The sequence below is a fragment of the Terriglobales bacterium genome, assembly GCA_035487355.1.
Lineage (GTDB): Bacteria > Acidobacteriota > Terriglobia > Terriglobales > Acidobacteriaceae > QIAW01.
In genome coordinates, this window is sequence record DATHMF010000022.1 from 26,941 (window position 1) to 51,171 (window position 24,231).

General features: G+C 53.6%; 23 protein-coding genes. 2 read left to right on the plus strand and 21 right to left on the minus strand.

Features of this window, described 5'->3' with window-relative positions; translation table 11 throughout:
* Positions 1–245 precede the first annotated feature (245 nt).
* The 4 genes from VK738_04250 to VK738_04265 form a co-directional block, all read right to left on the minus strand.
* On the minus strand, positions 246–419 hold the full coding sequence (locus VK738_04250) for a hypothetical protein (protein HTD21839.1): 174 nt from the start codon (positions 417–419) through the stop codon (positions 246–248).
* An 87-nt stretch (positions 420–506) separates the two neighbouring features.
* Complete coding sequence (locus VK738_04255; protein HTD21840.1) at positions 507–992, minus strand: glycosyl hydrolase 108 family protein; 486 nt, start codon at positions 990–992, stop codon at positions 507–509.
* Positions 993–1,065: 73 nt separating this feature from the next.
* On the minus strand, positions 1,066–1,350 hold the full coding sequence (locus tag VK738_04260) for a hypothetical protein (GenBank protein ID HTD21841.1): 285 nt from the start codon (positions 1,348–1,350) through the stop codon (positions 1,066–1,068).
* Positions 1,310–1,963 (minus strand): histidine phosphatase family protein, encoded by a 654-nt coding sequence (locus tag VK738_04265; protein ID HTD21842.1) that lies wholly within the window; start codon positions 1,961–1,963, stop codon positions 1,310–1,312. Before VK738_04265 ends, VK738_04260 begins: the two co-directional genes overlap by 41 nt.
* 344 nt (positions 1,964–2,307) lie before the next feature.
* On the opposite strand from VK738_04265, the gene VK738_04270 reads away from it, so the two are divergent.
* Both VK738_04270 and VK738_04275 read left to right on the plus strand, forming a co-directional pair.
* Positions 2,308–3,000 carry a hypothetical protein gene (locus VK738_04270; protein HTD21843.1) on the plus strand — a complete coding sequence of 231 codons (693 nt, stop codon included), beginning with the start codon at positions 2,308–2,310 and terminating at the stop codon, positions 2,998–3,000.
* 421 nt (positions 3,001–3,421) lie between these two features.
* Positions 3,422–3,862: a hypothetical protein gene (locus VK738_04275; GenBank protein HTD21844.1), complete on the plus strand. Its 441-nt coding sequence runs from the start codon at positions 3,422–3,424 to the stop codon at positions 3,860–3,862.
* A 43-nt stretch (positions 3,863–3,905) separates the two neighbouring features.
* On the opposite strand, the gene VK738_04280 is transcribed toward VK738_04275, so the two are convergent.
* The 17 genes from VK738_04280 to VK738_04360 all read right to left on the minus strand — a co-directional run bounded on the left by VK738_04280 (position 3,906) and on the right by VK738_04360 (position 24,213).
* Positions 3,906–5,681 (minus strand): transglycosylase SLT domain-containing protein, encoded by a 1,776-nt coding sequence (locus VK738_04280; protein ID HTD21845.1) that lies wholly within the window; start codon positions 5,679–5,681, stop codon positions 3,906–3,908.
* Between the two features lie 31 nt (positions 5,682–5,712).
* Entirely contained in the window at positions 5,713–6,600 is an 888-nt protein-coding gene (locus VK738_04285) for a hypothetical protein (GenBank protein ID HTD21846.1), read from the minus strand.
* Positions 6,601–6,609: 9 nt separating this feature from the next.
* A complete protein-coding gene (locus VK738_04290) occupies positions 6,610–7,260 on the minus strand; it encodes a hypothetical protein (GenBank protein HTD21847.1) in 651 nt (216 codons plus the stop codon).
* On the minus strand, positions 7,247–7,663 hold the full coding sequence (locus tag VK738_04295) for a hypothetical protein (protein ID HTD21848.1): 417 nt from the start codon (positions 7,661–7,663) through the stop codon (positions 7,247–7,249). Before VK738_04295 ends, VK738_04290 begins: the two co-directional genes overlap by 14 nt.
* A 1-nt stretch (position 7,664) precedes the next feature.
* Positions 7,665–8,642 (minus strand): hypothetical protein, encoded by a 978-nt coding sequence (locus VK738_04300; protein HTD21849.1) that lies wholly within the window; start codon positions 8,640–8,642, stop codon positions 7,665–7,667.
* A complete protein-coding gene (locus tag VK738_04305; GenBank protein HTD21850.1) occupies positions 8,643–11,333 on the minus strand; it encodes a hypothetical protein in 2,691 nt (896 codons plus the stop codon).
* An 85-nt stretch (positions 11,334–11,418) separates the two neighbouring features.
* A complete protein-coding gene (locus tag VK738_04310) occupies positions 11,419–11,787 on the minus strand; it encodes a hypothetical protein (GenBank protein HTD21851.1) in 369 nt (122 codons plus the stop codon).
* A gap of 55 nt (positions 11,788–11,842) precedes the next feature.
* Entirely contained in the window at positions 11,843–12,580 is a 738-nt protein-coding gene (locus VK738_04315) for a hypothetical protein (protein HTD21852.1), read from the minus strand.
* Positions 12,581–12,661: 81 nt separating this feature from the next.
* Positions 12,662–13,447: a hypothetical protein gene (locus VK738_04320; GenBank protein HTD21853.1), complete on the minus strand. Its 786-nt coding sequence runs from the start codon at positions 13,445–13,447 to the stop codon at positions 12,662–12,664.
* Between the two features lie 28 nt (positions 13,448–13,475).
* Positions 13,476–14,117, minus strand: a complete 642-nt coding sequence (locus VK738_04325) for a hypothetical protein (GenBank protein ID HTD21854.1) — start codon at positions 14,115–14,117, stop codon at positions 13,476–13,478.
* Between the two features lie 6 nt (positions 14,118–14,123).
* Positions 14,124–15,716 carry a hypothetical protein gene (locus VK738_04330; GenBank protein ID HTD21855.1) on the minus strand — a complete coding sequence of 531 codons (1,593 nt, stop codon included), beginning with the start codon at positions 15,714–15,716 and terminating at the stop codon, positions 14,124–14,126.
* A 118-nt stretch (positions 15,717–15,834) separates the two neighbouring features.
* Positions 15,835–17,127 (minus strand): hypothetical protein, encoded by a 1,293-nt coding sequence (locus VK738_04335; protein HTD21856.1) that lies wholly within the window; start codon positions 17,125–17,127, stop codon positions 15,835–15,837.
* An 86-nt stretch (positions 17,128–17,213) separates the two neighbouring features.
* Complete coding sequence (locus VK738_04340; protein ID HTD21857.1) at positions 17,214–18,539, minus strand: hypothetical protein; 1,326 nt, start codon at positions 18,537–18,539, stop codon at positions 17,214–17,216.
* Complete coding sequence (locus tag VK738_04345; protein HTD21858.1) at positions 18,532–21,138, minus strand: hypothetical protein; 2,607 nt, start codon at positions 21,136–21,138, stop codon at positions 18,532–18,534. Before VK738_04345 ends, VK738_04340 begins: the two co-directional genes overlap by 8 nt.
* Positions 21,139–21,427: 289 nt before the next feature.
* On the minus strand, positions 21,428–22,285 hold the full coding sequence (locus VK738_04350) for a tetratricopeptide repeat protein (protein HTD21859.1): 858 nt from the start codon (positions 22,283–22,285) through the stop codon (positions 21,428–21,430).
* Positions 22,286–22,345: 60 nt separating this feature from the next.
* Positions 22,346–23,653, minus strand: coding sequence for a hypothetical protein (locus VK738_04355; protein ID HTD21860.1), 1,308 nt, complete (start codon positions 23,651–23,653; stop codon positions 22,346–22,348).
* Complete coding sequence (locus VK738_04360; protein HTD21861.1) at positions 23,650–24,213, minus strand: hypothetical protein; 564 nt, start codon at positions 24,211–24,213, stop codon at positions 23,650–23,652. The genes VK738_04355 and VK738_04360 overlap by 4 nt, the downstream gene beginning before the upstream one ends.
* Positions 24,214–24,231 lie beyond the last annotated feature (18 nt).

Sequence of the window (24,231 nt, forward strand, 5' to 3'; positions counted from 1 at the left end):
GCGTGCTTAATTTTCCTGGAGAAGGTGAAGAATATAGAGACAAACGAGTAGCGGATGATGGGCAGGTGTACGTGAGGGGTTAATCAGAGGTGGCTAGTTTCTCGGCGAGAGGCTGAAACTAGGCCGCGAGAAAAGAGGAAAGGCGAAGCTCAAGAGCGGCTTCGCCCGCAGGGAATATTAGTCTGTAGTAAGCAGAATTTTTAACTTGGGGACTAACGTCTGAAAACTACCGACTGACGCCGCCCTTAGTTTTTGCCGTCGGTGTTGCTGGCGCTGTGGATTCCTATGGCTGCGGCAATCGCTCCAATCAATCCAAGCACGTCGGTGTTGCCAATATGCCCGACATGAAGGCCCAATTGCGAGAGCGACAAAGCCCCAGCGGCTATCCAGCCAAAGATTTTTGCTAAGTTGCTTTTCATTCTATCCTCCAAATAAAAATGGCGGGAGATCTCCCGCCAAAGCTGTTGCAGTTAATGTTTCAGGTGGCCTACATACGCTGCGGCGCTTTAAGCCGCTGCTCGTTTCAGCCACCCACCTAAAAAGCGCTGCAGCGCCGGATGCACATGCGCCAGCTCGCGATAGTAACTCGAAGCCAGCGCTTTGAATTCCAGCAGCAGCGCACCGGAGTTGCACATATTAATGACAGTGAGCGTCTGCGTTCCCATGACACCATCTTCCTTGAGCGGCAGACCGCAAAGCCCAGAGGCTTCTTGAAGTAACCGAATCGCGCGCCCTACGCCCATATTCACCGCCAGATCGAAAAGTTTGTTGGCTAGAGCCTGATCCTGAATCTTGCCGCCATGAATCTTTTCCCAGAAATCACGTTCATAGATTTGCGCCGCTTGTTCCACGGTCAGGTTCTTGATATTCAACTTGGGATACGATCGCTTGCTGATCCCATATTTCGTCTCACTACCGGGATCGGTGGGATCACTTACATATTGCCCCTCATGCGGGAGCATGAAATCGAACGCTTGCTGAAAGTCAGCCATAAATGCAAATTGCCTCGGTATTCAATGGAGATTCAGTCGTGATGTGGCGGTTTTGCGCGCTACCAAGCAGAACTTATTTGAAGATCAGCTTCAATAATTGACTGCCATGCGCCGCCAGTTCACTCAGAGAGCCGGCACCCAGGAGCCCAAACAAAATCCACATAAATTTGCTGTGAACCTCAATATCTTTTTCCATTTGGCGAATCTTGCCTGGCTGCCCGTTACCTACGAGCTCTGTCACTTTGACCTCGAGCGCGGTGGAACTTCTGGTCAATTCGTCCATACGGCCGTGCATATCATTAATGCGCTTATGGACGTCATCTATCTTCTGAATTATCAGCGTCTCGGCTTCCGTCATTGCTGCCTATCCCTTCGTTTACGACGTCAATGTGTGGTTCAGTGCCTTTGCTCCAGCGCAAAACCGAAATTGAACCTGGCGGCCGCATCTGGTCATAATGTTTGGCGGTGACTTTTTCCTCGAGCACAATTGCCGGAGCAGACATATCCATATTTCCGTGGATCACCAGAGCAACTTGGTCATCAGGATGGCTCTCGTTATGTCTCATAAATTGCCGCAGCGCCCTACCCCAGCGTTTCTCGAAAGCCTCAAACGGTTCACCATCAGGTGGCTTCAAATCAGGATGCTCGATGTATTTCTTCTTTAGCGGTACTACTTCTTTTTCTGACTTGCCGGTCATACCGCCCGTGTTCCAAGTGCGAAGCTGACGCGTGACGTGGTGTGGAATTCCCATCTCTTTCCCCAACTCACGGGCTGTAACGGCGGCACGCGGCAGGTCTGAAGCCACCAGCCGGCGGATGCTTTCGTTCTGCAGCACTTCGGCAATCTGTGGGACCAGTTCTTTTAATTTTTCGGGATCTGGCGGAAACATGCCCCAGCCGCGCGAGCGCTCGTGCTCGGGGTCGTTGAGCCGTGTAGGTGCGTGGCGGATTAAATAAAGAGTGTTTTCCATAGTGTTAACATCTCGAGGAGCATCAGCACCAGAAGCGCGGATCGCATCCATCCAAATTTGTCTTCTGTGGTTTCGTTGGTTGTTATGGCGCAGCTTGACATGTGCATGAGGGGCATATGTTGTTACCTTGGCTGTTCTCTTGGAAGTGGTTGTCTCTCAAGTCCTCTGCAATTTGCGTGTGGAAGCCTTGCTTTTGATAGAAACCCATTGGAAAACGGGGCAAAATGCCGTGTATTTTGATTGGTTGCGCTTTTGGAGAAGTTGTTCCGGAATAAGCTTGGCGCACAACGCCGGAGGCAAAGAAATTATTCTCAGCCGCGAGCCTGTGCGCGGCCGGTGCTGTTATGAAAGTCCATGCCTTCGAACCTGCGAATGCAAGTTCTTTTCTGCGGAGCCTCTTCGTCTTAGTTTTTCTGACGTGTCTTTGTGCCTTTCCCTCGTTTTGTGCGCTCGCAGGCTCCCACCAAGATATCGTCAATGATGTTTCTGTCCGCTATGCCTACCCAACGCCTTATGAACGAATAGCGGACGTTGATTTCCTAAATCTCCCCTTTCATTACTTCAACGATAAGGGGAAACCAGATTTCACAGTAAAGCTTAAGGATGGATGGTACTCCGTCAGAAACAGAGAAATGGGATTCGAGGCTGTAGAACTTGACGCCGTTCAATACTTACCCTCCCTGGATGCTGACCGGCAATATGCCGTAGTTTGGTACACATGGTCTATCGGAAGTGGAGGGTCGCCTATGGGTGGAATAGCGCAAGTCTTTGAACTCTACAAACATCGTTTGGCGGCAATCCAGCAGCTTGAGTGGGATAAGGAGTTTGACACTAGCAAGCCCTACATATCTTTCAATGAAGAATCCCACACATTGGTTATTCGTGCTGCCCATTATCTTCCACAAGACGCGCACTGCTGTGTATCGGCGATGGATGTGGTCACTTTCAACTGGAATGGGAGTGCTTTCGTTAATCCCGGCATGCACCCCGAACTTTCTGACTATGGAATCCGCATGGGAAAGAAACTCGATCCGTAATTGCCTAGTGCTTCGCGACCGCTTGGCTGGCATCCCGAAATGCTTGCATTAAGAGAAAGTTGCTTTAAAATAAAGTCGGCACTGCCTACTGAAAGCTTTTCGAGCCGCTTACCGACGGAATTGGTACGCAATGATGAAAGTCCCCACTTTCGAGCCTACTAGTACAAGCTCTTTTCTGCCGGGCCGCCTGGCCATATCTTTTTTGTTGAGCCTTTGTACCCTTTTCCCGCCTTCCACGCTTGCGCGCTCCCGGTCTTCGATGCAATCGAACTCTGTACCATATGCTGCCGACATTGGACCCTTTTTGAACAATTTCTCTATACATTACGCATTCCGGGGTCAATATGAGCGAATCCAAGATGTCAATTTCCAAGATCTCGCCATGCATGTCTTTAATGCTAATGGAAACCCAAACGCGACAATGAAGATTGAGCACGGCAAACGTTTCATCCGATACAGACACGGAGGATTTCAATCCGTACACCTCAATGCTATTCACTACTTGCCATCCGAGAATGGTGACCGGCAGTATGCAATAGTTTCATATACCTTGCAGGGCGGGTACGGGAGTTCCACGGTGGAAGGGATAGCGCAAGTCTTTGAATTAACAGCCCATCACTTGATGACGATCGAGCAGCTCGAGTGGGACAATGATTTTGTTACCAGCAAGCCTTATTTATCCTTCAACGAAAAGTCAAGAAGGCTGATTGTGCGCAGCGGCCATCCTCTTCCTGGAGATGCAAAATGCTGTGTGTCAGCCATGGATGTCTTCACTTTGCACTGGGAGGGCAATCGTTTTGTAGAACTCGGTATGCATACTGAACTCTCAGATGAGGGTATTCGCGCTGGGAAGAAGCTATAAAATGACATCAAAATCTAGTTTCCCTAGTTCTCGTCCTTTGGTCTCAACGCTTATGAAGCGGTTCAGTAGGATGCTGGGCATGTCGGTGGGACGATCTTGGAGCTTTATGAGGACGGTACAGAGGGGCTTTCAGTGTGATCGGGTGTTGAGTGTATTTATTATATTTTTCTACAAACCAGTACACGTTTCTGTAAATTTCTGACTGGATTTCCTCGTATTGCTTCCAACTTGCGGAATTATAACGGGCATATGTAAGGCGAACGATATTCTCGGGAGTAGGAGGCTTAGCATGCTTCTTCGCAAACCGATAGTTGTCTCGAAGAATGGCCATGCCGATGTGTAGATTGTACTTCCAGTCGCTCAGTACACGTTTTTGATCAATTTCGATGCCGACTCCGTTTTCATCCTTCAAGGGTTCTTCTTTAAGCATTTGCTCTCTTATCTGGTGCTCTGCCTTGCCGGATTTTCTCATCTCGGCTATTTTTTTCTGCTTTGCTTGCAGCTTTTCCGCAGTGGGGAAGTATGTCCAGTTGACTTGCATTAATCCATAATCGTAGCTGAGCGGATTCACCATGTTGATGTTGAAGGAGCTCTCTTGGTCCGCTACAGCCAAAGCGATGTCAAGCGGAATTCCATATTTCTTTGCTTCAGCGGCTATTTGCGCCTCCACGTCTTTCGGGTCAGCCTGTTGCTGCGGAACAGTAGTGGGCAGATTCGACGGCGGTTGGCGATGTGTCTTCCGGTGTTCGGTCGTGTGTTGAACTGAAGTCGCACCCTTTTTCGGAACCTGCCCGCTCTGATCACCGTCCCGCAATTGCTGGATCGGAGCCACCATTTTGTTTGGGGCGGTTTGGTTGCTTAATCCCAGTGAGCCGGCTGAATGAATCGGTAATCCACTATAACTATACTGACTCCATTGCGGATTGATGTTTTGACCCATTGGCCCACCAGGAACTGCGCTCGTCGGGATTGCTACGCCAGCAATCTCGGCAAACCGCACAGGGTCGATTCCATACAACCCAGCCATCCCTTGCAGTGCCCCTTGCCGCTGTATAGATTCCACATAGTCCCGGTCGTTCGGCACCGTTGGTCGCGCTGAGGGCGTCGGAATAGCGTTCTGAGTCAGCAGCCTGCTGTTACCATAGGTTCCCACGGAGAGCTGTGGCCGCCCGGACAGAGCGGGGCTGTAACCCGCCGGACGGGAGAGCGAAGAGGGAGCGTTTGGCAGCAGAGGTTGCGTGTTTCCTGCTGTCGTTCCCGTGCCGCCGACCTGCCAGGCAGGGTTGACTCGCAACAAGTTCGCACCCGCCCGGGTGCCTGAGCCTCCCAACCTGGTGTCCGCCATGCCCGAGCCGCCACTTCCTAGCGTGCCCGGCTGAATGGTGCCGCTTCCCATTTCGGGAGCCAGTAATCCTTTGTCGTGATGCTCGGCGGCCTCTACTGCGTTGGTCGCGGGGCCAGCGGCCTTGCGCTTCTCATAGGCTTTGGCCCAGATCTGTTCGTCTTTGGAAGGCGCAACACCACGGTATTGCTGCTGTTTGATGGTTTCGTAACGTTGATCGTCCTGAATTCCCGGAGTAATGCGTGGGCCTCGACTGTGCGCAGGCGTTAACTGTTCCGGCCGTGCCGAGGCCGAATATTGGCCCATATTGTGCCGGATAGTCGCGTCATTGAGATGGCCGTATTCCGGAAAGGCGGAGCGAAACTTATTGGGGTCGCTCAAGTGCTGCAGGATGGTTTGATCATTCGACCCCACGAGGCCTGGATACCGTAGCCGCACCTCTGCCACCGGATTGAACTTTACGACTTGACCTGCCATGTGTGATTACCAATATTGGGAGTGTCAGCGTTCAGGAGTAGAAAGTCCAAAGCTCACGAGGAGCTTGAGCTTTTTTCTTGAGCGAGGCCTGGACAGGGTTCAGAGCAGAGATGATTGAGTTTTGTGGAGAATCGTACGTCCCCAGTCCCATTCCGTCGGTAGGACCCTGGTATGGGAGATTCTGCTCGTCTTCGTTATCCTGATGGTCGGTGTCCTCGTCCCGCTGAGCATCATCATTTGGTTGAAGACTCCAGCCGGCTGGTGTTGCCTGACTATCTTGTGTCGGTTGCCGCGTCTGATATCGGCGCACAGAGTCATGATTGAGTTGTTGTCCCAGGCGGTCCACGTCCTCTTTAGCGTGCGCTAGGCGGTCCCGGTATCCCGTGGTTCCGATGCCGGCTGCACCTTCGACCAGGTTCCCGTACGGTGTCAGTCGCGCCAGCGTGTCGAAGAATTTTTTGAAACCGTGATACTGCGGAGGTCCCTTTTGCTCCATGCCGCTCAGCCGCTGGTTGGCTGCGTTGAACGCTGCCGTGGTTTGCGGGTTGGCGGTGTCGAAGGCATTCGCGCCGATCGGCCCGGCGCCCGTTTGCTTCGTTCCTGTATTGGGAGCGAGTTGCCGGCGCGCGACCGCGTTAGCCATTGCCGGATTTATTCCGTAGAGGTCTTTCATGCCGGCGACTACGGAATCCACTTGCGGCGAGCCAGGCAACGGCACATTGGGAGCTGTCGCATCTTGAATCGGCCCGCGCATCGGCCCGCGAGACGGCGGTACGTTGATCGGCGCCGGTGCGTTGCGCGGCGGCATTCCCAAAGTCCGCCGCTGCGGAAGTTGTTGTTGGATGGTTGGCAGACCAGGGCCAATGCGGCTCAGCATCTGTTGCCAGAGGTCATCGGGAAAACCGTAGAGTGGTGCCATGTCAGACTCCTATTTCTTCGCGTATGCCGCGCCAATCCCTCCCGCGGCGCTCAATGTGGTCAGCGCGAGCTGGTCGAGGAAGCTTGGGTTACGCGCTGCTTCGTTCGCAATTCCCGCCTGCGTGTTCAGGTACTCAACCGGGATTCCCATCAACCGCGCCATTGTCTGCGCGTCTATCCCGTACAGTTGGCTCATGCCCTGCAGCGCGGCGATCTTCCTCCCCATCGACGTTGCGTCTTGTTGCCCTCGCTCTTGTGACAGTGCTTGTGAGCGGCTGCGTGCGAGCTGGTCCTCATTTTCACCGAGCCCAGAATAGTTGCCGGTGACACCGGCGCGATGTTCAGCAACGGTTTGCGCCGCGTCGAATGGACCGCCCGCAGTTGCCAATCCCGCGCCTCTCTCCTCTGCCGACATCGGCGTGTCGTAAATGCTCTGGTATTGCGGCAGCAGCCTTGCGCGGTCCGCTTGCTGCTGGGTGAAGAGCTGCTGATTGTAAGCGTCCTGTTTTTCCCGCTCAGCTTCAGCAGCAGCAGACGCCTGCTTTTGCGATGAGGTCTCGCCACCGCGTGCCCAGGCGATCGGTCCGGAATAGTCGTTAGAGTCCTCTTCCAGAACTTCGCCTGTGATCATCGAGATCACCAGTTTGTTATAGATTTTCATCAGGGTTGTCCTCCTTTTTTACAATCTTGTTCCAGGCTGGCCATGGCCGAAACCATCCTAGCCGTTTCAGCTTACGGCCAAATGATTTGTCTAGATGTGGAGGCGGGAATGCATAGCCATCTTCGATCCCCTTGGCAGCCGCATCCTGCAATGCGGCCTTGTGGATGCACAAAAAACGCGACCATCGCTCTCGCGCGGAAACCTTATCTTCCCGATCCACCAGCATGTAAGCTTCCACCGTTGGTCTCAGCAGAATTGCCATGCGCACCGTTCCACTGTCATCTTCAAAGACAATTGCGCTCGCCATCTTTTCCAATTCGGGAAGCTGGTAGTCAATGCCCATCTGCGCGTGTATGGCCTTTAAAGCTCTGGCGTCTTCGGCTGTGGCGTGGCGGATTTTCATGTTAATTTGAGGGCATGAGAAGCACAGTCAGAACCGGAGCTAGCGTTGCGGCACTGTTGAAAACCGTCAGGGTATTGCCTCCAGCGACGTTGTATTGCATCTTGAAGGTGTGCGATGCTCCGTCGCCGGTAAAGAGGATATGGAACGATATGATCTGGATGGTGGTCCCGGTCAGACCCTGTGTCATCAACCCTGCACCTGCATCAGTAATGGCGAAGTTGGCATTCGTAGTGGCGCTCAGTGAGCAACTGCAACTAAATGTTATGAGAGCTTTCCATCCAACAGGAACGACCGTTGTGAATGATAGATTCGTTCCATCAATGTCGGTGAACGCTGCCAATGTGGTTGAGTAGTTGCCGGTTCCGCTCCCGGTCTTTTGCGTGACACCCATGATGGTGGTGCCCGCTTGGTTCTTGATCTTTCCATTGAGCAGTAAATCTCCCGTAACGGTCTCGTTGCCGCTGATAGTGGGTGTAACGATCGTTGGGCCGGTCTGCAGAACCACGGCTCCGCTTCCCGTGGTACTGCCCAGCGCTGAAGACCCTCCCGTTACAGCCGTCGGCGCACCAAAGGGGAGATAACCGCTGAATTGCGAAGTGAACGCTTGGCAACGGCACCGCCAATACAATGTTGCCGTGCCGATGTTGATAGTAGCGGCCTGCAGAATGCCCAACGGGTAAACGGTTGCGCTGGCAAAATCCGCCGTAGCCGAAGATTCCACAAAATAATTCACCGGTTTGATGTTTGCTGAATTGGACGTGATGGAAACAAGAACTCCTCCACTGACCTGAGTGACCGAAAAAGCCGAGGGCGGCTGCGGAGCAAAGATAGGATTACCAGCTTTTGCAACTAAATTCTGTTGGCTCGGGAAAGGATCAATCCCAATAGCGTTGCCGAGCTGATTGATGGCCTGTTCGATCAGACGAAGGCTCTCTTTGGCTTCAGGGTCCTTTACCTGGTTCCATCGGTTGCTTAGCATCTAGGCCCCCCTCACCGGGCCCGCTGGGTCTTGCACAAATGCAGGAATAAATTTCTGCATCTTGAACCATGAACCTACGACGTTCGTTCCAAATCTGAACGCAATTCTTTCACTGAGCACACTGATGGGGCGCTCCAAATCGCGCGTTGCTGGATTGGATAAAGTGAGACTAGGTATGGCCTGTGCTGTGGTCAGGAGGCTGTTGGCAAACGCCGAGATCGCCAGTGTCCCGCTGCCCTCGACAAACATCGTAAGATAGGGAACAAGTTTTCTATGGGGTGTGATCCTGAACTGGGCCTCTTGCTCATGCGTCAGGAAAAAATAGGTGGTGTAATAGCTGTTGATAGCTGCGCCGTCATCTGTAAATTGCGTGTCCGAGAGCAGGTAAAGCTTCCCGTTCCCGGCTCCATTCCCAATCGCCATCTGTGCAGTACCGTCAAAGCGCTCTATAACAGCCCCGGAATTTGATGTTACGTTCCATGGAGCCCAACGCCGGGCTTTAGATAGAGCCCGCAATGTTCCCGTATAAATGAAAAGCTGTACCGCATGCCCGTCGGCAATTTCTGCCGCTGAATTCATTCCCCGGTAATCTAACGTGTAAATCTTATTGGGAGTTGCGAACGCTGCTGTTCCATTACCGCTCGAGGCGTTGCCAGCGACCTGCGTATAAGTGAAAGTCGTGGAACTCGGAATTGTAGAAATGACAAAAGTGCTGTTGAAGCTGGGATCGCTTACCCCAGCAATCGTTACTGCTCCGCCGACGCTGAAGCTGTGCGCCGCGGATGTGGTAATGGTTACCACATTGCTGCTGCGAGATGCCCCGCTGCCCGTAATATTGGCCATAGTGGGAACTCCGAAATACATCCGGCGCGTGCGCGTCTCCACCGCCGTCCAGATTGTCTGTAAGGCATTGTCATTGATGGCATCCCATGTCGGCTGTATCTCCTGACTCAACTTTCGCGGTTCGCCGCCATCCGTCAAATAGGCCCCGCTTCGGTCTGCGAGGATGGCCCAGTCCTCACCGACCGAAACTCCGTTAATAGATGGCGTTCCGATCTTGTTGCTGACCTCGGTCACCGTCCACTGCGCCGGCTCGCTATTACCCGTGTCCTGGGTGACATACAGGCTTCTCTCTTTCACAATAAACAGCCGCTCTTTGATCTTGAAGACAGAAGTAATTCTCTGCCCGTTGTTAGGTGTGACTGAGATGACTCCATTAACTCCGTCATAGCTTTCCGGGTCAAAGACCCGGCTCACCCTCAAAGTGCTGTCGTTGTAGGGCTGGTTTGTGGGATAGACTTCGATGTTGTCCACGATGAAGCCGGCGCCGTTATTCGGCGTGCCAGTGGTAAACACCCGCATCACTAGATCAGAAGGGATGGTGGCGAGTTGCGCCGCCGTTCCCAGCACTGCGGTAAATTCCTGGTAACTGGATGTGACTTGGCTGGAAGCCAGCAACATTCCAGTTGTGTTGACAGTTGAGCTGGCAAGGTCAATCTTGAATGATGCTCCTAGCCCCGGACTTCCCGACAGTCGCACCCTGGCCCGTACCGAATACCCGACATTGGGGCGAAGAATGGGAACTCCATTGATGTCTTGATAGGCGCTCTGGAAGATAAGCCCGACCGCCGCATTACCATTCCCTAGCATGTTATAGGCAGAGCCCCAAACCACGTTGGTTCTCTCCTGTGAGCCCCCCGTGCCAAATGTGCCATCTAATGTCCATCCCAAGGGAACATTGCCATTGAATCCGCCATCAAACGTCAGGTTGAGGAAGTTGTTGACTTTGTTTCGCTCTCCCCACCAGATAAGCCGCCCGTTGTAGTCAATAACGCCAGCACATTCCCCCAGCTCGAGCAGGCGGAATAGGTAATCCACCGAGGTTCCTGATTGCAACTGGGCATCAGTGAAGTCGAAATCCAAAGGACCTGTGTTGGCAGGGTTATTGTCGAAAATCTCCATTTGCGGCAGGCCATTTTGGCCGTTGGTGAAGAAGAAGCTCGACTGCCCGGCAGCCGTAAAGCAAACAATCCTTGCCTGAATATTCGCAGGCCCGGTCCAGACATTCGTGAGCGTGACTTTCTTCCCTCCGCTGGCGGTCCAAGTTGTCGGCGGCGAGGGTTGAGTCCAGTAGCCTTGCCGGTCAACAAAGAAGACAGAAACTTTGTGCACCCCAGCCGGTATATTCCCCGCAGCGCCCGACTCTACCGCTGTAATCGCTGCTCCCGGACCTGCTTGGCTTACCCTATCCAGGTTGACGTTATCGAACAATCGCGGAATATCTGTCCCAAACTTGCCATCGCTGAATGCCAGCCACTCTTTAGCGAATTGGCTGGTGGCACTGGCAAACTGCGAAGTGCTTTTGCAATAAGAGCTCGCGGTCATGAGCGAGGGTGAAGCCAACGAAACAACCCCGTCCGCCGTCTCCTGCGCGAGCTGCCCCGCAGAGTCGAAGGTTAGGGTTTTCACCGTACCCGGTTGTGGAATGTACGTCTTTATGTAGTTAACATTAGGCCCTAGGCCAGTGACCTTCGCTAGCAACCCTGGGCGAGTTTTTACCGCTCCTGCCAGTTCAAAAGCTACATCCTGGCAGTCTGGGGACACTCCCGCTGGAAGCTCTGAGGGCGAAAGGTCAGTAACCAACCCAGAGAATACTTCAAGGGGAACGTCAATGTATCCGGCAACCGACATTGTTACTCAGCCCTCGATTTCAAAGTTGTAGGTCTCTCAGCACTTAGTGCGAGTTCTAATAGTTGCTTTTAAAGAAGTACTGCTTTTAGAGAAGCTTGCGGTAAGTGATGTTCAGGAAGATAGAATCCGTGAGGACAGTTGAGGGGTAAGCGCCGGCGCCGAGTTCGCTGCCGCCTGCCTGAATGAACTTTATGAGCCACGTCTTCAGTGTGTTTCCTGCAACAATCTGGAAGTACCCGCCCGAGAACCCGAAGGTTCCCGGGCCTCCATTTGAATCCGCGATGACATTTATGGGAGGCAGGTCGCTGGGCACAACCGAGGCTACAGTTGAAAAATCGAGCGTATCACCTCCTGTAGAATAACTTCCTGAAAAACTCAAAGTTGCGATTGCATAAACAAAATTGTTTGCGCTGGCATCTATATTGTTGGATGTGAGCGTGATCGTAACTGCCATTGTTTTCTCCTTAATTTGTCATGCTGAAAACATGCCTGACACTCAGCATTACCTCTCAATACCAGAATGCTGGAGTCTGTCGGCTACTGTATGGTCTCCGGCGCACAGGCGAACGCTGTCGGCTGCGAATATCACGGGAAAGGATCGCGTTAAGTGCGTCTTGCCCTGCTGCGTCCCAATCTCTTGCCAGTGGAGACCCTCTCGACTGCGAAGCCAGCGCCGCAGTGAAGAACGTAAGCGCATTTCTGCAACTACGAATCAGTACCGGGCTTGTACTATCTATCAGGTCGGGTAACTGTTTCTGGTAGCGCAATCTTATTTGCCTGTCTTGCGTGGCCCCGATAAAATAGATTGCGTCAACTCTCCATTCCCAGAATCCAAGTGCTGGTCCTTGCATCTGCGAGGGCAGCCCGCCACGTTCGGTCATGTCAATCATCTCGACAAAGTCGTCCGAGCTGCCGCTCTGCCGCTCCCATAACTTGAGTGGGTTCAGCAGGTCTCCTGGCGGTTGGTACGTCACCACTGCCGACGGGTCCACCGCTGTCATCGCTGGGATGATCGCGTACACATCGTCTTCTGTGAACACCGTCGAGCCAATGTTTGCCAGCGACCGTTGAATTTTGCGGTAGGCCACGTTCATATATGGGATAAGGTTGATCTGCCCGGCTGCCTGCGTTCCCATCGCAACTGCAACGTAAAGGTTTGCGCCTTGGTCATTCAGCAAAGCTTGGGCATGTGTAGCTATGGTTCCGGCATTATCGAATTGTCCGAATGGAACAACAATGGATGGCATTTATTCTTTTCTTTACTTTGTGATCACAATTGGAACAGCGTTATGGGGACATGCGACGGATTCATGCTCGATGTAAGAGCTCTATCTATGTTGCTTCCCGCGAGCCACTTCTTGTTTCCCTGCAAGGACAGGTTCCGACTCAAGCTCAGCTTGGAGCAACGATCCCGCGGATTGTGACTGAATTTTAGGCTTAACCAGCCCATATTTTGCTGCCAGCTCTTGATCGAGAATCGCTCCGCATCCCTTGCATCTGGCTGCACTTGCCGGGATACTCTCCGCGCACACGGGGCATTCTTTCTTCAGTCGCAGGTCGGGGAGCCAAGGTTTGTTGAGCTTGAAATATCGTCCAGCCGAACGGTGCAAATCGCTGATGTTAACTTTCAATCCTCGGTCCCATTCTTGATCGGCTACATTGACTAGGCGTTTGTAAAACTCTTCTAGCTTCCCTCTCGCGCTCTCCACTTCATGTTCTGTGGGTGTCTCACCGTTTTCAATGACGAAGAATCCAGAATAGCTGTGTTCACCGATGTCATTATTAAAAATTCTGCAAATGTCCTCCGCGGTCTCGCGCGCAGGGATGAAAACTGGCAGCGTTTTGCCTTCCCCAAGGTCAATGTGGTCCGTATGTGGAGTGATGCGCGTAATGCTGTAGCCGTCACTTGGCTTTTTCCCGTGGATTACGACAGGAGCCATATAGTGCCACATATTGATAGGCCCCCATGTCTTTTCCGTAATGTTGCAGATAAAAGCATCTTCATGTGAAGGCTGGCTGTTAAGTTGTTTCGCTAATTCCTCTGCTGCTAGGATGTTGCCATCGCGTACAGCTTTGTGAAATTTTGCCCGTAATTCATCTATGGAAATTGCCACAAATCCTCCTGGCTCAGTTTTTCAGATCTCAGTGCTGAGGATTAGTCACAGACAACTGAGGATTATTAGCCTTGCCGTCGGGCAAGTCTTTGAAACCGGTCAAGACAACCTGGCCGTTCGCTCCATGGAACGGCAACATAGCATCGGAAACTATATCGAGGTTTTCCTTCTGAATGGTTTCCTGTTTTTTTTCTTCCCGACGGAAGAGTGCCGCCTTCCTTTGCGCGGCTGAAAAATTGCGGCTGGCCTCAATGCATCTGACGATTCCTTCTACAATCGGCTCTGTCAGCGGCACAAAGTTGCCATTGTGGTCTTCCACTACAAAAGCGAGTTCATAATCTCCGCGCTCCGGGTACGGCCCGAGCTGGGCAACAGCTTGTCCACGGAGATACTCCGTCGTCTGCTGATGCCAGCTCTCAGGAGAGCCATATTCTTCCGGTGGCAGCCACTTTTCTACGATCCAGCGATCAGGATGTGTCCAATACTTGGGCACGCGACGTGTTTCGATCACAGTCCGGATCCAAATCCCGCTTTCGCTGTAGTCCTCCCACTCGCCTCCAACAATTTCCGTGCGAGTACTTGACCAGGATGTTCGATAATTAGGGTCGCCGAAGCGGTTCTTGCCACCAACCAGCAAAAGCCGTTCAGCCACCCACTTGGGAGCTTCCATTTTCGTTTATTGCCTTGGAGTAATAGACACCGAGTTAATAATCGGGCCTGTGATGTTATTTGCGTTGGCTGCCTGCAGGTTCACTGAAAGGTAAATCTGCTTAGTCAGGTTGACCGCTGAAGATGCCGCTGCGGAAGCATCGGCGGTCACTACTTGAGTAGCAGGGACTGTGTTCAGGAAGTTGACCCACGGCCCGTCAGGGGTTGATGCCCAGAACTTACCGCTGGACCCAGTCGTTGAAGTCTGCAATGTAACGCAGCCTTCAAACGTTCCTGCAGCGGCCTGTGTTTGCGTTGGGAAAGCAAGCGTAGAAACCGTAACCGGGGACTGCGCATATTCATTAGCTATGTTAACGTTTACGGTTAATAGGGACCCCGCTGCCTGCGTTGCTGTCGCGCCCTTAATGCAGAGATCCCAGGAAGCGCCCAGCTTGTTAAAGTATCCAGCCGGGATAGGACCGATCTGAGCAGCATCAGCATTGGAAGCATTCAGCGTTGCCGTCGCCACAAAGATGCCAAACGGGTAGTTCTGGACGAAAGGCGCGGGAAAGGCACCGCTGAAGGGCTGCGGAGTATAGCTCACAAAGGCATTGGATTCGACGCTCGGTTTAGCTGTGTTTGATGGGTTGGCTGCAGTTATGGTAGCGGTTGCTCCAATCGCACACGCTGGAATTGAAGAAGCGGGCAGGAGTGTTGACAGGGGGCAATTAGCAGAAGTCAGCGGAGAGGCAGCCAGGATTTCATTGCCGCTGCCGCCCGCCGTACTCAGCCGGGGCAACCATCCACAAGCTCCAGCCGTTGCCGCCGGCGATGGAAAAGTTACCCCTGTCGTGGTGGCAGTGGCAGCCGATTCTGCTGAATCAAGGCTTATGCCGCCTCGGCAATCTACATAGGCTTCCGTTCCCTTGTATGCGCCCGAACTCAAACCTCCGGTCACAACGCCTAGGGTTGGCGCGGCTGGTGCGGCAATCAAGATGACCGCCGAAGGTTCAGGCGCCCAGTAGCGCGGCGGGAAGCTACGCAAGTCTTCAATGGTCACCGTGGCAGCAATTGCTCCCGGAAGTGTCGCTCCAGAACTGAAGGTGGGAGAGAGAACAGAGTTGAAGAGTGTTGTGTCAGTTCCGTTGAAGTCCCCTGCCACTGTCACCATGCCACACTTAGTCGGCTGCACCGGACTCGCGCAGTCGTTGATGGCTTCCTGTAGGCCAAAGGTCCCGGAGGTGACAAACGTCCCCGGACCATGCAGAAATGAAAAGCTTGCGGTGATGGCGCAGGTTGGGAGTTGTCCAGGGATTGCCGCGCTCCCACACCCGGAAACCGAAGTGGGTGTGACCGTTTCTTGGTTGGCTCCGATGTCAATTGTGATGGGAGCATTGACATTGAACGGATTGATGGATCGCCCATCGGTAAGGTTGACCATTCCCTGCTTGAGCTGGATGGTTTGTGTACCAGTGGCTGCATTTCCGCTGGCCACTTGCACAGCCCAGTGATTGTAGGCGGTCACGAACGCGCGTCCGGGAGCGCGGCTTGGCTCTCCTTGCCCAAAAGCCGACAGTGAGAGCGCAAATACAATTGCGAGTGCTGCAAGAACCTTTTTCATTTTCAAAATCTCCTGATTTTCAATCCCGGTATGCCGGGATGAAATAAGTTGGGGCGGAACTTGGTTGAGTTCCACCCCAAAAGTGGCCACTAAATTTGCTCGAAGTTAGAGATTGTTTTTAGTACCCGGTCGGGCGAGCCAGGTTGTCAATGAATGCCCCCGAACGTGGTGAATCGTTCCACACCTGAAAGCCAGTATCGAATGAGAACCACTGCGTTGCCTGCGGCGCACCGGCGCCAGGACCCGAAGTGACGATGATTGGGAATATAGTTTTCCCGCTACCATCATCCCAGTATCCAATGTCTTTAGAGACAGCCCTGCCCCAGTGGCTCAGATCAATGAAGTCAATACGGGTTTGGTCGGCATAGATTGAAGGTTGAATCTTGACACCGCCAATTGTTTTCTGTCCGGTGAAGAGCAGATCCAAAGAGTCTGCTCCGCCGTTGGGCCCTTCCTTGATGACTTGGCTAATGGTGATTCCAAGGTTTTCCCAGGCATGTTCCTGCTCAACGTTCATGTACGCAATAAGCTTCTTCATGTCTTGGTCTTTTCTTACGCCTAATGCTTTGCGCATTTTGTTGTAGGCTAGGCGGGCCATTGTGGGAGTAAGCGCAGCATTGCCGCCGTTAACGCGCGGTGTTGCTAGTTCCACCGGATAGGTCGCACGATTCAGGTTCAGCCACGTTCCCGTTGTGGAATTATTCTGGTGGTATTTGAGCCCGAACAATGACGACTGCGTTGTCAGACTGCCCGAGAGTCCCTGTACGGCGATGACGTCTGTTGCCACGGTTCCCGACGGAGAAGCGTCCACTGTAATAGTCTGCGCCGTCACCGGATCGGCTGCAGTTACATTGGCCGGACCGCGATTGATGCTTAACGTGTTGTCATACACCTGAATTTGCTGGCCTTTGTAGACCAGTGCCGCGCCATTGGGAACCGCCATTGTATATGTAGTGCCAGAGACGTTGTTGATGGCTCCCAGTACGCCGTTGCCATTGGTCTGCAACAGCTTATTCAGGAAAGCGCGGAATTGCGCCATGCCGTTGGTGACTTCGCGCTTCACCACGTTCTCGACTGCCTTCTCTTTGGAATCCGTGGTGTAGCGGACTTGGGTGTTGATTTCAATCGGGAATGACCAGTAAAACGGTGTGACCTGCGCTACGTCGTATAGGGTTGCTGAACCACGGCCGACGGCGCCGCCATCCGGGCTGTACTGCTGGCCGCGTCCGCCAGGCGTGATCTGTAGTGGTATACGCATTAAACGGGCGGACACATATTCAATGTCTCCGCGCTTCTGGATCAGCCCGAGAAGCTCGTCATCGCGCTCGTACATGAGCGACAACACGTCGCGGACTTTTTCCAGTTGCGCAGCAAGGGTATCGTTGACTGATTGTGCTGCACCAATAGGCATAGTTGCTCCTGCGCTCTAAGTTCGTGGTTTTGTTGAGACTGAACTGAGAACTGTTTTTTAAGATGGCGCGGTGACGCTGGCTTCGATTAACGTTTGAGGGCCCAATCAATTAATTGTTCATCCGACATGTCGCGCGCCTCATCTTTGGTGATCTTGGCGTGCGGCCTGCCGTGCGTGAGTCCTCCGCCGCTAATATCGGTGCGGCGTGCCGCGCTTTCGGCCTTTTCGGCTGCATATTTGGCTTGGTCGATCTGCCGCGGCGTCCAGGTTTGCAACACCTGTTTGGCCACGGGCTTAAGGTGTAAGAGTGCGCGTGAGACGATGATCTTGGAAGCAACTTCACGGTTTTGCGCTCCGTAGTTCATGCTCGTGTGAAGGGGAATGACTTGGTTGTAGTAATAGTTGTCGCTTTTAAGGCGCTGTTGAATTCCAGCGTGAATTTGATCAGCGAGAGATTGAACTGCTCCTTCGCGGGCATAGGCGGGTAGTCCTTTGGCTACCGGCTCGATCAGTTTGTGAATTTCGCCATCAATCTGTGGAATCACAGTTCGGTTTATTGAATCTGAAAATGTCGCACTCTGCTGCAGGGTGAGGCTGTTGAGTTCGCGTTCGAGCATCTGCTCGCGCTGCGTCTTCGCTTCCGCCAGTGGCGGTCTTTGCCCGGTGGATCCTCCATTTCCACTGACCCACTGTACGAGCTGGCTTGCCAGTCGCTGCAGCGAATGCAGATCGTTGTTTTCCAGTGCCTGCGCTATCATCCCCAGGTGCTCATGAAAACCCTCTCCCGCAAGTGCCTGGGTCGCAAGACCTGAAGTAAATGCCTGATAAAGTTCCGGCTGCTTTTCTCTTACCAGGTCCGAGCTGACCTTGAGCATTGCGCCAAACGCCTGCGGGTCCATCGCAAGCATGTTGGCCGCCAGCTCTCGTTGCGCGTAAGGATCGCGTGAGAAAAATAGCTGGTCGCTCTGCTCCATCTCCCTTGCCTTGGAGAGGACCGCTTTCGCATCCGCAGCACCGCCGGGGAAAAGCTCCCGCACAGCGCGTGCTTCAGCAACCGTGGGGAAGATCTCGCGGAAGGCCTGATGTTGGTCCCAAAGCCGCTGTAATTCGGGCTTGATTTCAGGGTTAGCTGCAATCGCCTTTTTGAATGACTCTGGAAACGGTTGGCCAGCGGCAATCTCTTCTTCATCTGAGGGAACATCTTTTTCGTCTTTGGCCGCTTGTGGATTGTCTTCCTGCGTTTTTTGATCGTTTGGTTCTTTATATTCAGCACGGTACGCGTCAGGCTCGAGCCCAACAAGTTCCTCGTCTGACTTCGCGGGACCGGTCTCTACCGCATCATCTTCTATTGCGATGGTTTCCGATGTCGCTGTCCCAGAGTTCACCGCTGGGGCGGCTTCTATCTCAGGCATTGATGTCTCCTGGTGTTTTTTGCAAAGCTGGATTGCCTGGAGCGGCCTGCACCATCCCTGGCGCTTTTGTGTTTTTGGACGCAGCGGCTTTTGCGTCTGGTGCGTTCGCCATCATTGCCTGCTTACGCATCATCGCCTGTTTGTGCATTAGCGCATGGGCACGAACATTTTCAAATCCCTGCGGATCATCAATCTTCGCCTGCTGGCCGGCATCGGAGTTGGCCCAGCGCACGCACTCGCCAAACTCCACCGCGTGCTCGTCAAACAGCTCATCAATCCCAATGCTGGGCATGGTCTTTGGAACCATGGCGCCTGTCATCGGATCGGGTGTCGCGCTCTGTATCGGTCCCGATTGCAGCAACTGCGCAATTTCCCGCATCTGCTTTGCCCGCGAGTCTTCTCCAGGGACTACGATCTCGGTCAGCCCGATTGTGTCTTTGATCCAGTTAATGTTGGCCGGATCAGCAAGAATCCGTGTAATTTCAGGGTCTTTGGATTGCATCAACTGCTGCAGCACCGCCCGCTGTTGGCTCCTGAGGCGCGGGAATGTCTCGGAAACTTCCGTTCGCATCTGGATATTGCCGCGCAGGTCCGCTTCCCGGATCCACTTCGATTCAAACTCCCCGCCCTCTCCTAGAATGGGAATCTCAACATCTTCAGGCCGGTTCTTGCGGAAGCAATCCACCGCATTTTCCATAGTGCGAGCGTAAAAATCTTTCAACCGCCGCCACACCATGCCCAGGCGCCCCATGGCCTGATCGCGTGCCTGCGCGTAGGCACTCGCCGTCTTGATGTCATCCATTGAGCCGCCATACACGGCGGGGAACAGCCCAGTAAGCATCTGTGCTACGGGGCCAATTAAGTCTTGCTGGTGTTGAATGAAGTCGCGGGAAATGACCGCTGGTGCCGGCTGAAAGAAGCTGTCAGCTAGTGACATCCCTGGCTTTGCTCTCGCCGGATAATGCGCGGCTGGCTCGGCCGTCTGCGAAGGCAGCGCATCGAAATCCAGCGTCTCCGGGTCGGCGTACACCGGCGGAATGCCAAACTCGTAGGTTTCAGCTTGTATGTTGGAGAGGACGTTATATCTCTCCTGGATCTCCATCATCGAGCTGCCAACTGCCGGCCGGTTCTGTCCATCGCCGGGCAGCGCATGTTTCACCACCCAGTGTTCATCCATCTTCTCGTTGCGGCTCTCCAGGTACGTGTTCCCGGCAAAGGCTATGTAGCAGCCATTGGGAAACAATTCCAGCAACCTCTCGCGGATTTTCTTGTCTTCAATTTCGTAAAACGCCCATGGGCGCAGCCATGTGCGCAGGTAGGTGACGAGTTTCTCCAGCGCGTCGCCCGTATGCGCCACCGGCAACCCTTGCCGCACGCTGATTCGCGAGGCCCGCGAGTAAACGTCTTCGGCATCCACCGCGCCAAAATTGATGATCTTGTCCGCCGCATGAGGATACGATGCTCGCAGCCGCGCCCGGTGCGCCTCCACCTCCCACTGCAGGTACGGATATTCGTGCTGCTCCGTCGCCCACACCGGCGTGTTCAGCTCCAGTCCACCGATGATCGTGATAAGCTCCTGCCCTCGCGGTACTTTGCGCGTGTTGGTTAATTTGGGTGATTCAACCATCTCCGCCAGCTTGAAATCTTCTTCCGTCAGTGGCTGCCCGCACTTGCACACCGCTCCAAAAGTACTGGTTCTAGCCCCGAAGGTATTAGGCCCGGTTTCAGAAGTGTTTGCCTCGGTCGTTCGTGTTTGCAAGCCGTTAGTTTCACCGTTCAACTCGTCGGCGCTCAGTTTTGGCGACCCGAAACTCGAAACTGGAAACTCGGAACTGCTTTTCTGAGTACTGAGTACTGAGGACTGAGTACTAGTGGGTGTTTCGCTTCCGCACACCGGACACAGATACGCATCCTCTCCCAGCTTCACCATGTCCACGTCGTAGTCTTCTACTTCACGGTAGCCGAACCTGTCGCCATCGGCCACGTAGCGCGTGTAGCTGCCAATCTTTCCGTCGGTCCACAAATACCAGCCAACCGAGGTCAGCAGGTCGGCCACATGGTTGTTTTCTTCAATCAGGTCCACGATCTTGGTCGCCGCCTTGGCCGTGGAAATGTCCTGCTCCGACTGTGCCGACTGCGGAAACGCCCGCACCGAAGGCACGTCTTGCGAGATCAGGGCGATAAAACTCAGCCCGAACGCTTGGAAGTAATTGGTGACGAACTGGTAGCGTTGCCCCTCGTACTGCGCTGCGTCGTCCATTGGCGTCATCTCAAAGGGCAGGTGCCAGCTCATGTCCGAGGGAGAGAAAAAGTTGTATTGCAGCCCCGCCCAGAACAGCCGCGCCTGCCGTATTCGTCTGATCTCCTGCCGCCGGCTTACGATGCCCTCGCGCCGGTAGTTATAGATAAGGTCGCGCAGCGCCGAGACAATCTCGGGCTCGTTCTTTTCCAGCTCTTCGTTGTTGGGGCCGTAATTGCTTGCAGCTTGTGGCTGAGAGCTTGGATCTGCTTCTGTGCTTGGAGCCTGGAACTTGGGGTTTGAGACTGGTTCTTGTGGTTTACCATCAAGTTCAGGCGTAGTAAATGCGCTGGTTGCCATAGATTATTTGGAAAGTTTCAGAGTGATAGGGCATGGCATCAGCCACGCGCGATTTCTAGTGGATCGTGTGGCACAGGCGTCCCCGCCTGTGCGATAGCGCCAGTAGTGTATTTCCTTTGTAACCTTGTTGCTGTTTTTATGTCATCCTGAAAGCGGAGGGGGCCGGTAATGGGCTCCCTCCATCTCACGCAGATCAGGGCTGATATCCGAGAAAATTTGAATGAAATTACAGGTAGTTTACTTCCAAATGCAGAAATCGCATTGCAAATCGTACCTCACAAAATCGTACTTACCCAGCTTGACTTTTGCGTGGACGAACCACCGGCTCTCCCGGCTCGTATTTCACTTTACTGCGGGCCTCCGCTGCTTCCTTTGTTTTCCCTATGTCTTCCAAAAACCGCGCGAAGAACTCAAACCCTCCTACAATTTCTGGATGCGAATTTGTGGCGTAGCGGTATTCCTTCTCGGCTTCATCGTCTTTGCCTTGTCCGGCCAAGCAATTGGCCAAATACAGATGCGTCCAATATTCTTCCGGGTCGTTCTCCAGGGTGCGCCGTAGATGATGCTCCGCTCGCTCGAGATCGCCTGATTTGTGATAGAGCAACCCGATATGGTGGTGTGCAGCCGCATAATACGGATCGATTTCAATCGCCTTCTCCAATAACTTGACCGCTCTTTCAGGATTTCTCTCTTTCTCCATAAACGCAAGGTTATAGAGCGCCTCCTCGTAATTCGGATCCACTTTAATCGCTTCTTCAAAAGTCCGGCGGGCCGCTGCCATGTCATTCAAAGCATGATATGTGCCGCCCAGAAATGTAAGCGTGCCCACATCGTATTCATACTTGAGCGCTTTTAAGAACCAGTCTCTTGCGGCCCGCAGGGATTCTTTCCTGCGCCCATCCGTCCTTTTAAACTGCAGAATTCCCATGCACTTCATTGCATGAGAAAAGTTTGGATCTAGCCGTAATGCTTCTTTATAAGCCTCTTCGGTTTCTCTCCATCGCTTCAGTTCTTCGGCAGCTCTTCCATAGAGGCAGAAATGAACAGCGGTTTGTTTTTTTACTGCAATCTCTCTCCTGAGCTTGAGAGCACTCTCAAGGTCGCCTGAGTTCTTTGCCTCTTTAGCCTTATCTTCCAACGACCTCATGTTTAACACTCCGATTCAACTTCCCCAATGTTAAATTATTGTTTTCAACCAATCTACTCATCATCTGGCTCCTCGGGTGGCTCCTCTGCTGGCTTCTCCAGGCTCCTCTGCCTTCTTGTCTTCCTCTGCGTTCTTTCGCTCCTCCTCCTTCTCTGCCTCCTCCAGGCTTCTGATTTTGTCGAGGGGCTGCTGGACACCCTGGTCACTCTTACCAAGAACGAGGTTATAGCCTCCCGGTTGTTCACCTTCTTCACCAGCTTGTTTCCCCTGTTTTATCTTAATCTTCTGATACTGTCCCACCCCTTCTAATTGCTCTTGCGTGCCTTGAAGACTTCGGTCCTTCGGTGTCTTTGGCCTATTCGATGTAACCGGCCTATCCTGCGGATCAGGACGTTCCGAAACCTTAGCTCGTCGTGAGGCTTTCGCTGCCGGTTCGGGCTCTGTTTTGGCAGCTTCGGAGGCTTCTGAAGCGAGCTCCATCTTGCCCGTTTCAGGGTTTCTAACCCATTCAGGGGTGGTCCTGACTGCCTCCTGTTCCGGTGTAAGCGGTTTCGTTTCAACCGCGGCGCCTCGCGGCGCTCTGGGAGCCTTGGCTGGGGCCGCTTTGTACTGAGGAGCGTGGTAGTTCTGCTCAGCTTCAGGCGGCACATCCGAAGGCGTGACTTCCGGCGTTAGCATCCGTACCGGGGCGGCTTCGTCTAGCACGCCGCTAGGCATCGGCGCGCTCTCAGGCAGGATACCTTCAACTGCTGGGGCTCGCATTGCGCCTCGGCCCGCTATCGGCGCGACAGCGGTCGCTAGAGGTACTGCGATATCGCCCCAGATTGCCCCGGTCTTTCCTTCTTTGGCATTCTGCTCGATGTTACGGACAGGGACGCCGATCCCTTCAGCCAGCGGAGTTGAAAGATAACGATAGAAAGGGCCGTATCCGGCAGCTCTTTGCACTTCATTATGGCGTTGTTCAAGAGTTTTGCCGGTTTGTCGAACCGATTGCAGGTTATCCCAACCATGCTTCATCCCCATGATCGCCATGCCTGGCGGTCCCATGAACAGACCTTCGCCTAATCCGAGAAGCCCCTTGCCAACCTCCGGAACAGCTTCCTGGAAGTTCTTACTGAATGGCGACTCTGCTGGTTTGGAACCGCCACCCCTGTAATGGGCGCTTGGTGTGGGAGCGGGACGAGGCGAGCCCCAAGGGTCTCGGAAGCGTGCTGTGCTCTGTGGCTGATCCAGCTTGTAACCTGGCGGCAATGGAGGATGATCGAGCTGATAGCCGGTAGGAACCGGTGGAATCCCCGAGTGCGCCACGCCTGATTGCCGGTCCAGTTTGTACCCCGCCGGCAGCGGAGGAATTGCTGACGAACTCATCGAATTGGTTGCCCAGTTTGTGCATCAACCCATTGACCGTTATGCACAGCAATCTTGTGACCGTTAGGGCCCGTTGCGGTCACCCAGCCTTGCGGTGATGGTTGTTGGTTGCCGCCTGCACTACCATGCTGAGTCCCGCTCATTACTTGCTGCGCGCCGTGACCATATCCCCCAATCGCCGGAACCGGTCTCGCATTGAGCGGGGTGGAACCGAAGAGTGTATTTCTGCCTATTCCTGAATTGGGCGCGACACCTGTACTCCCCAGCACTCCTCCCAAAATGGGAGCACCAAGCCGCGGACGAGCACCCGCCAACCCGCCTCCCAATAGATTCGTACCGCTGCTGCCCGCCACACCCATCCTGGGCTGTGCCTGTTTGCTCTGCTCGAGGAGATACCGACGCATGGCGATATTCAGCAGCGCCGGATTCGTGCCATAGAGTTCGCCCGGTGGCGGATAGTAGCTAGGCAGCCGCTGCCCTTTCTGGTTTGCTTCGGCAGGATTCCCCGCCTGTTGCACCGGTCCTTGGCTTTGTGTTCTCTTTCCAAATGACGCTGCCATAATTCATGTCCTCGTGTC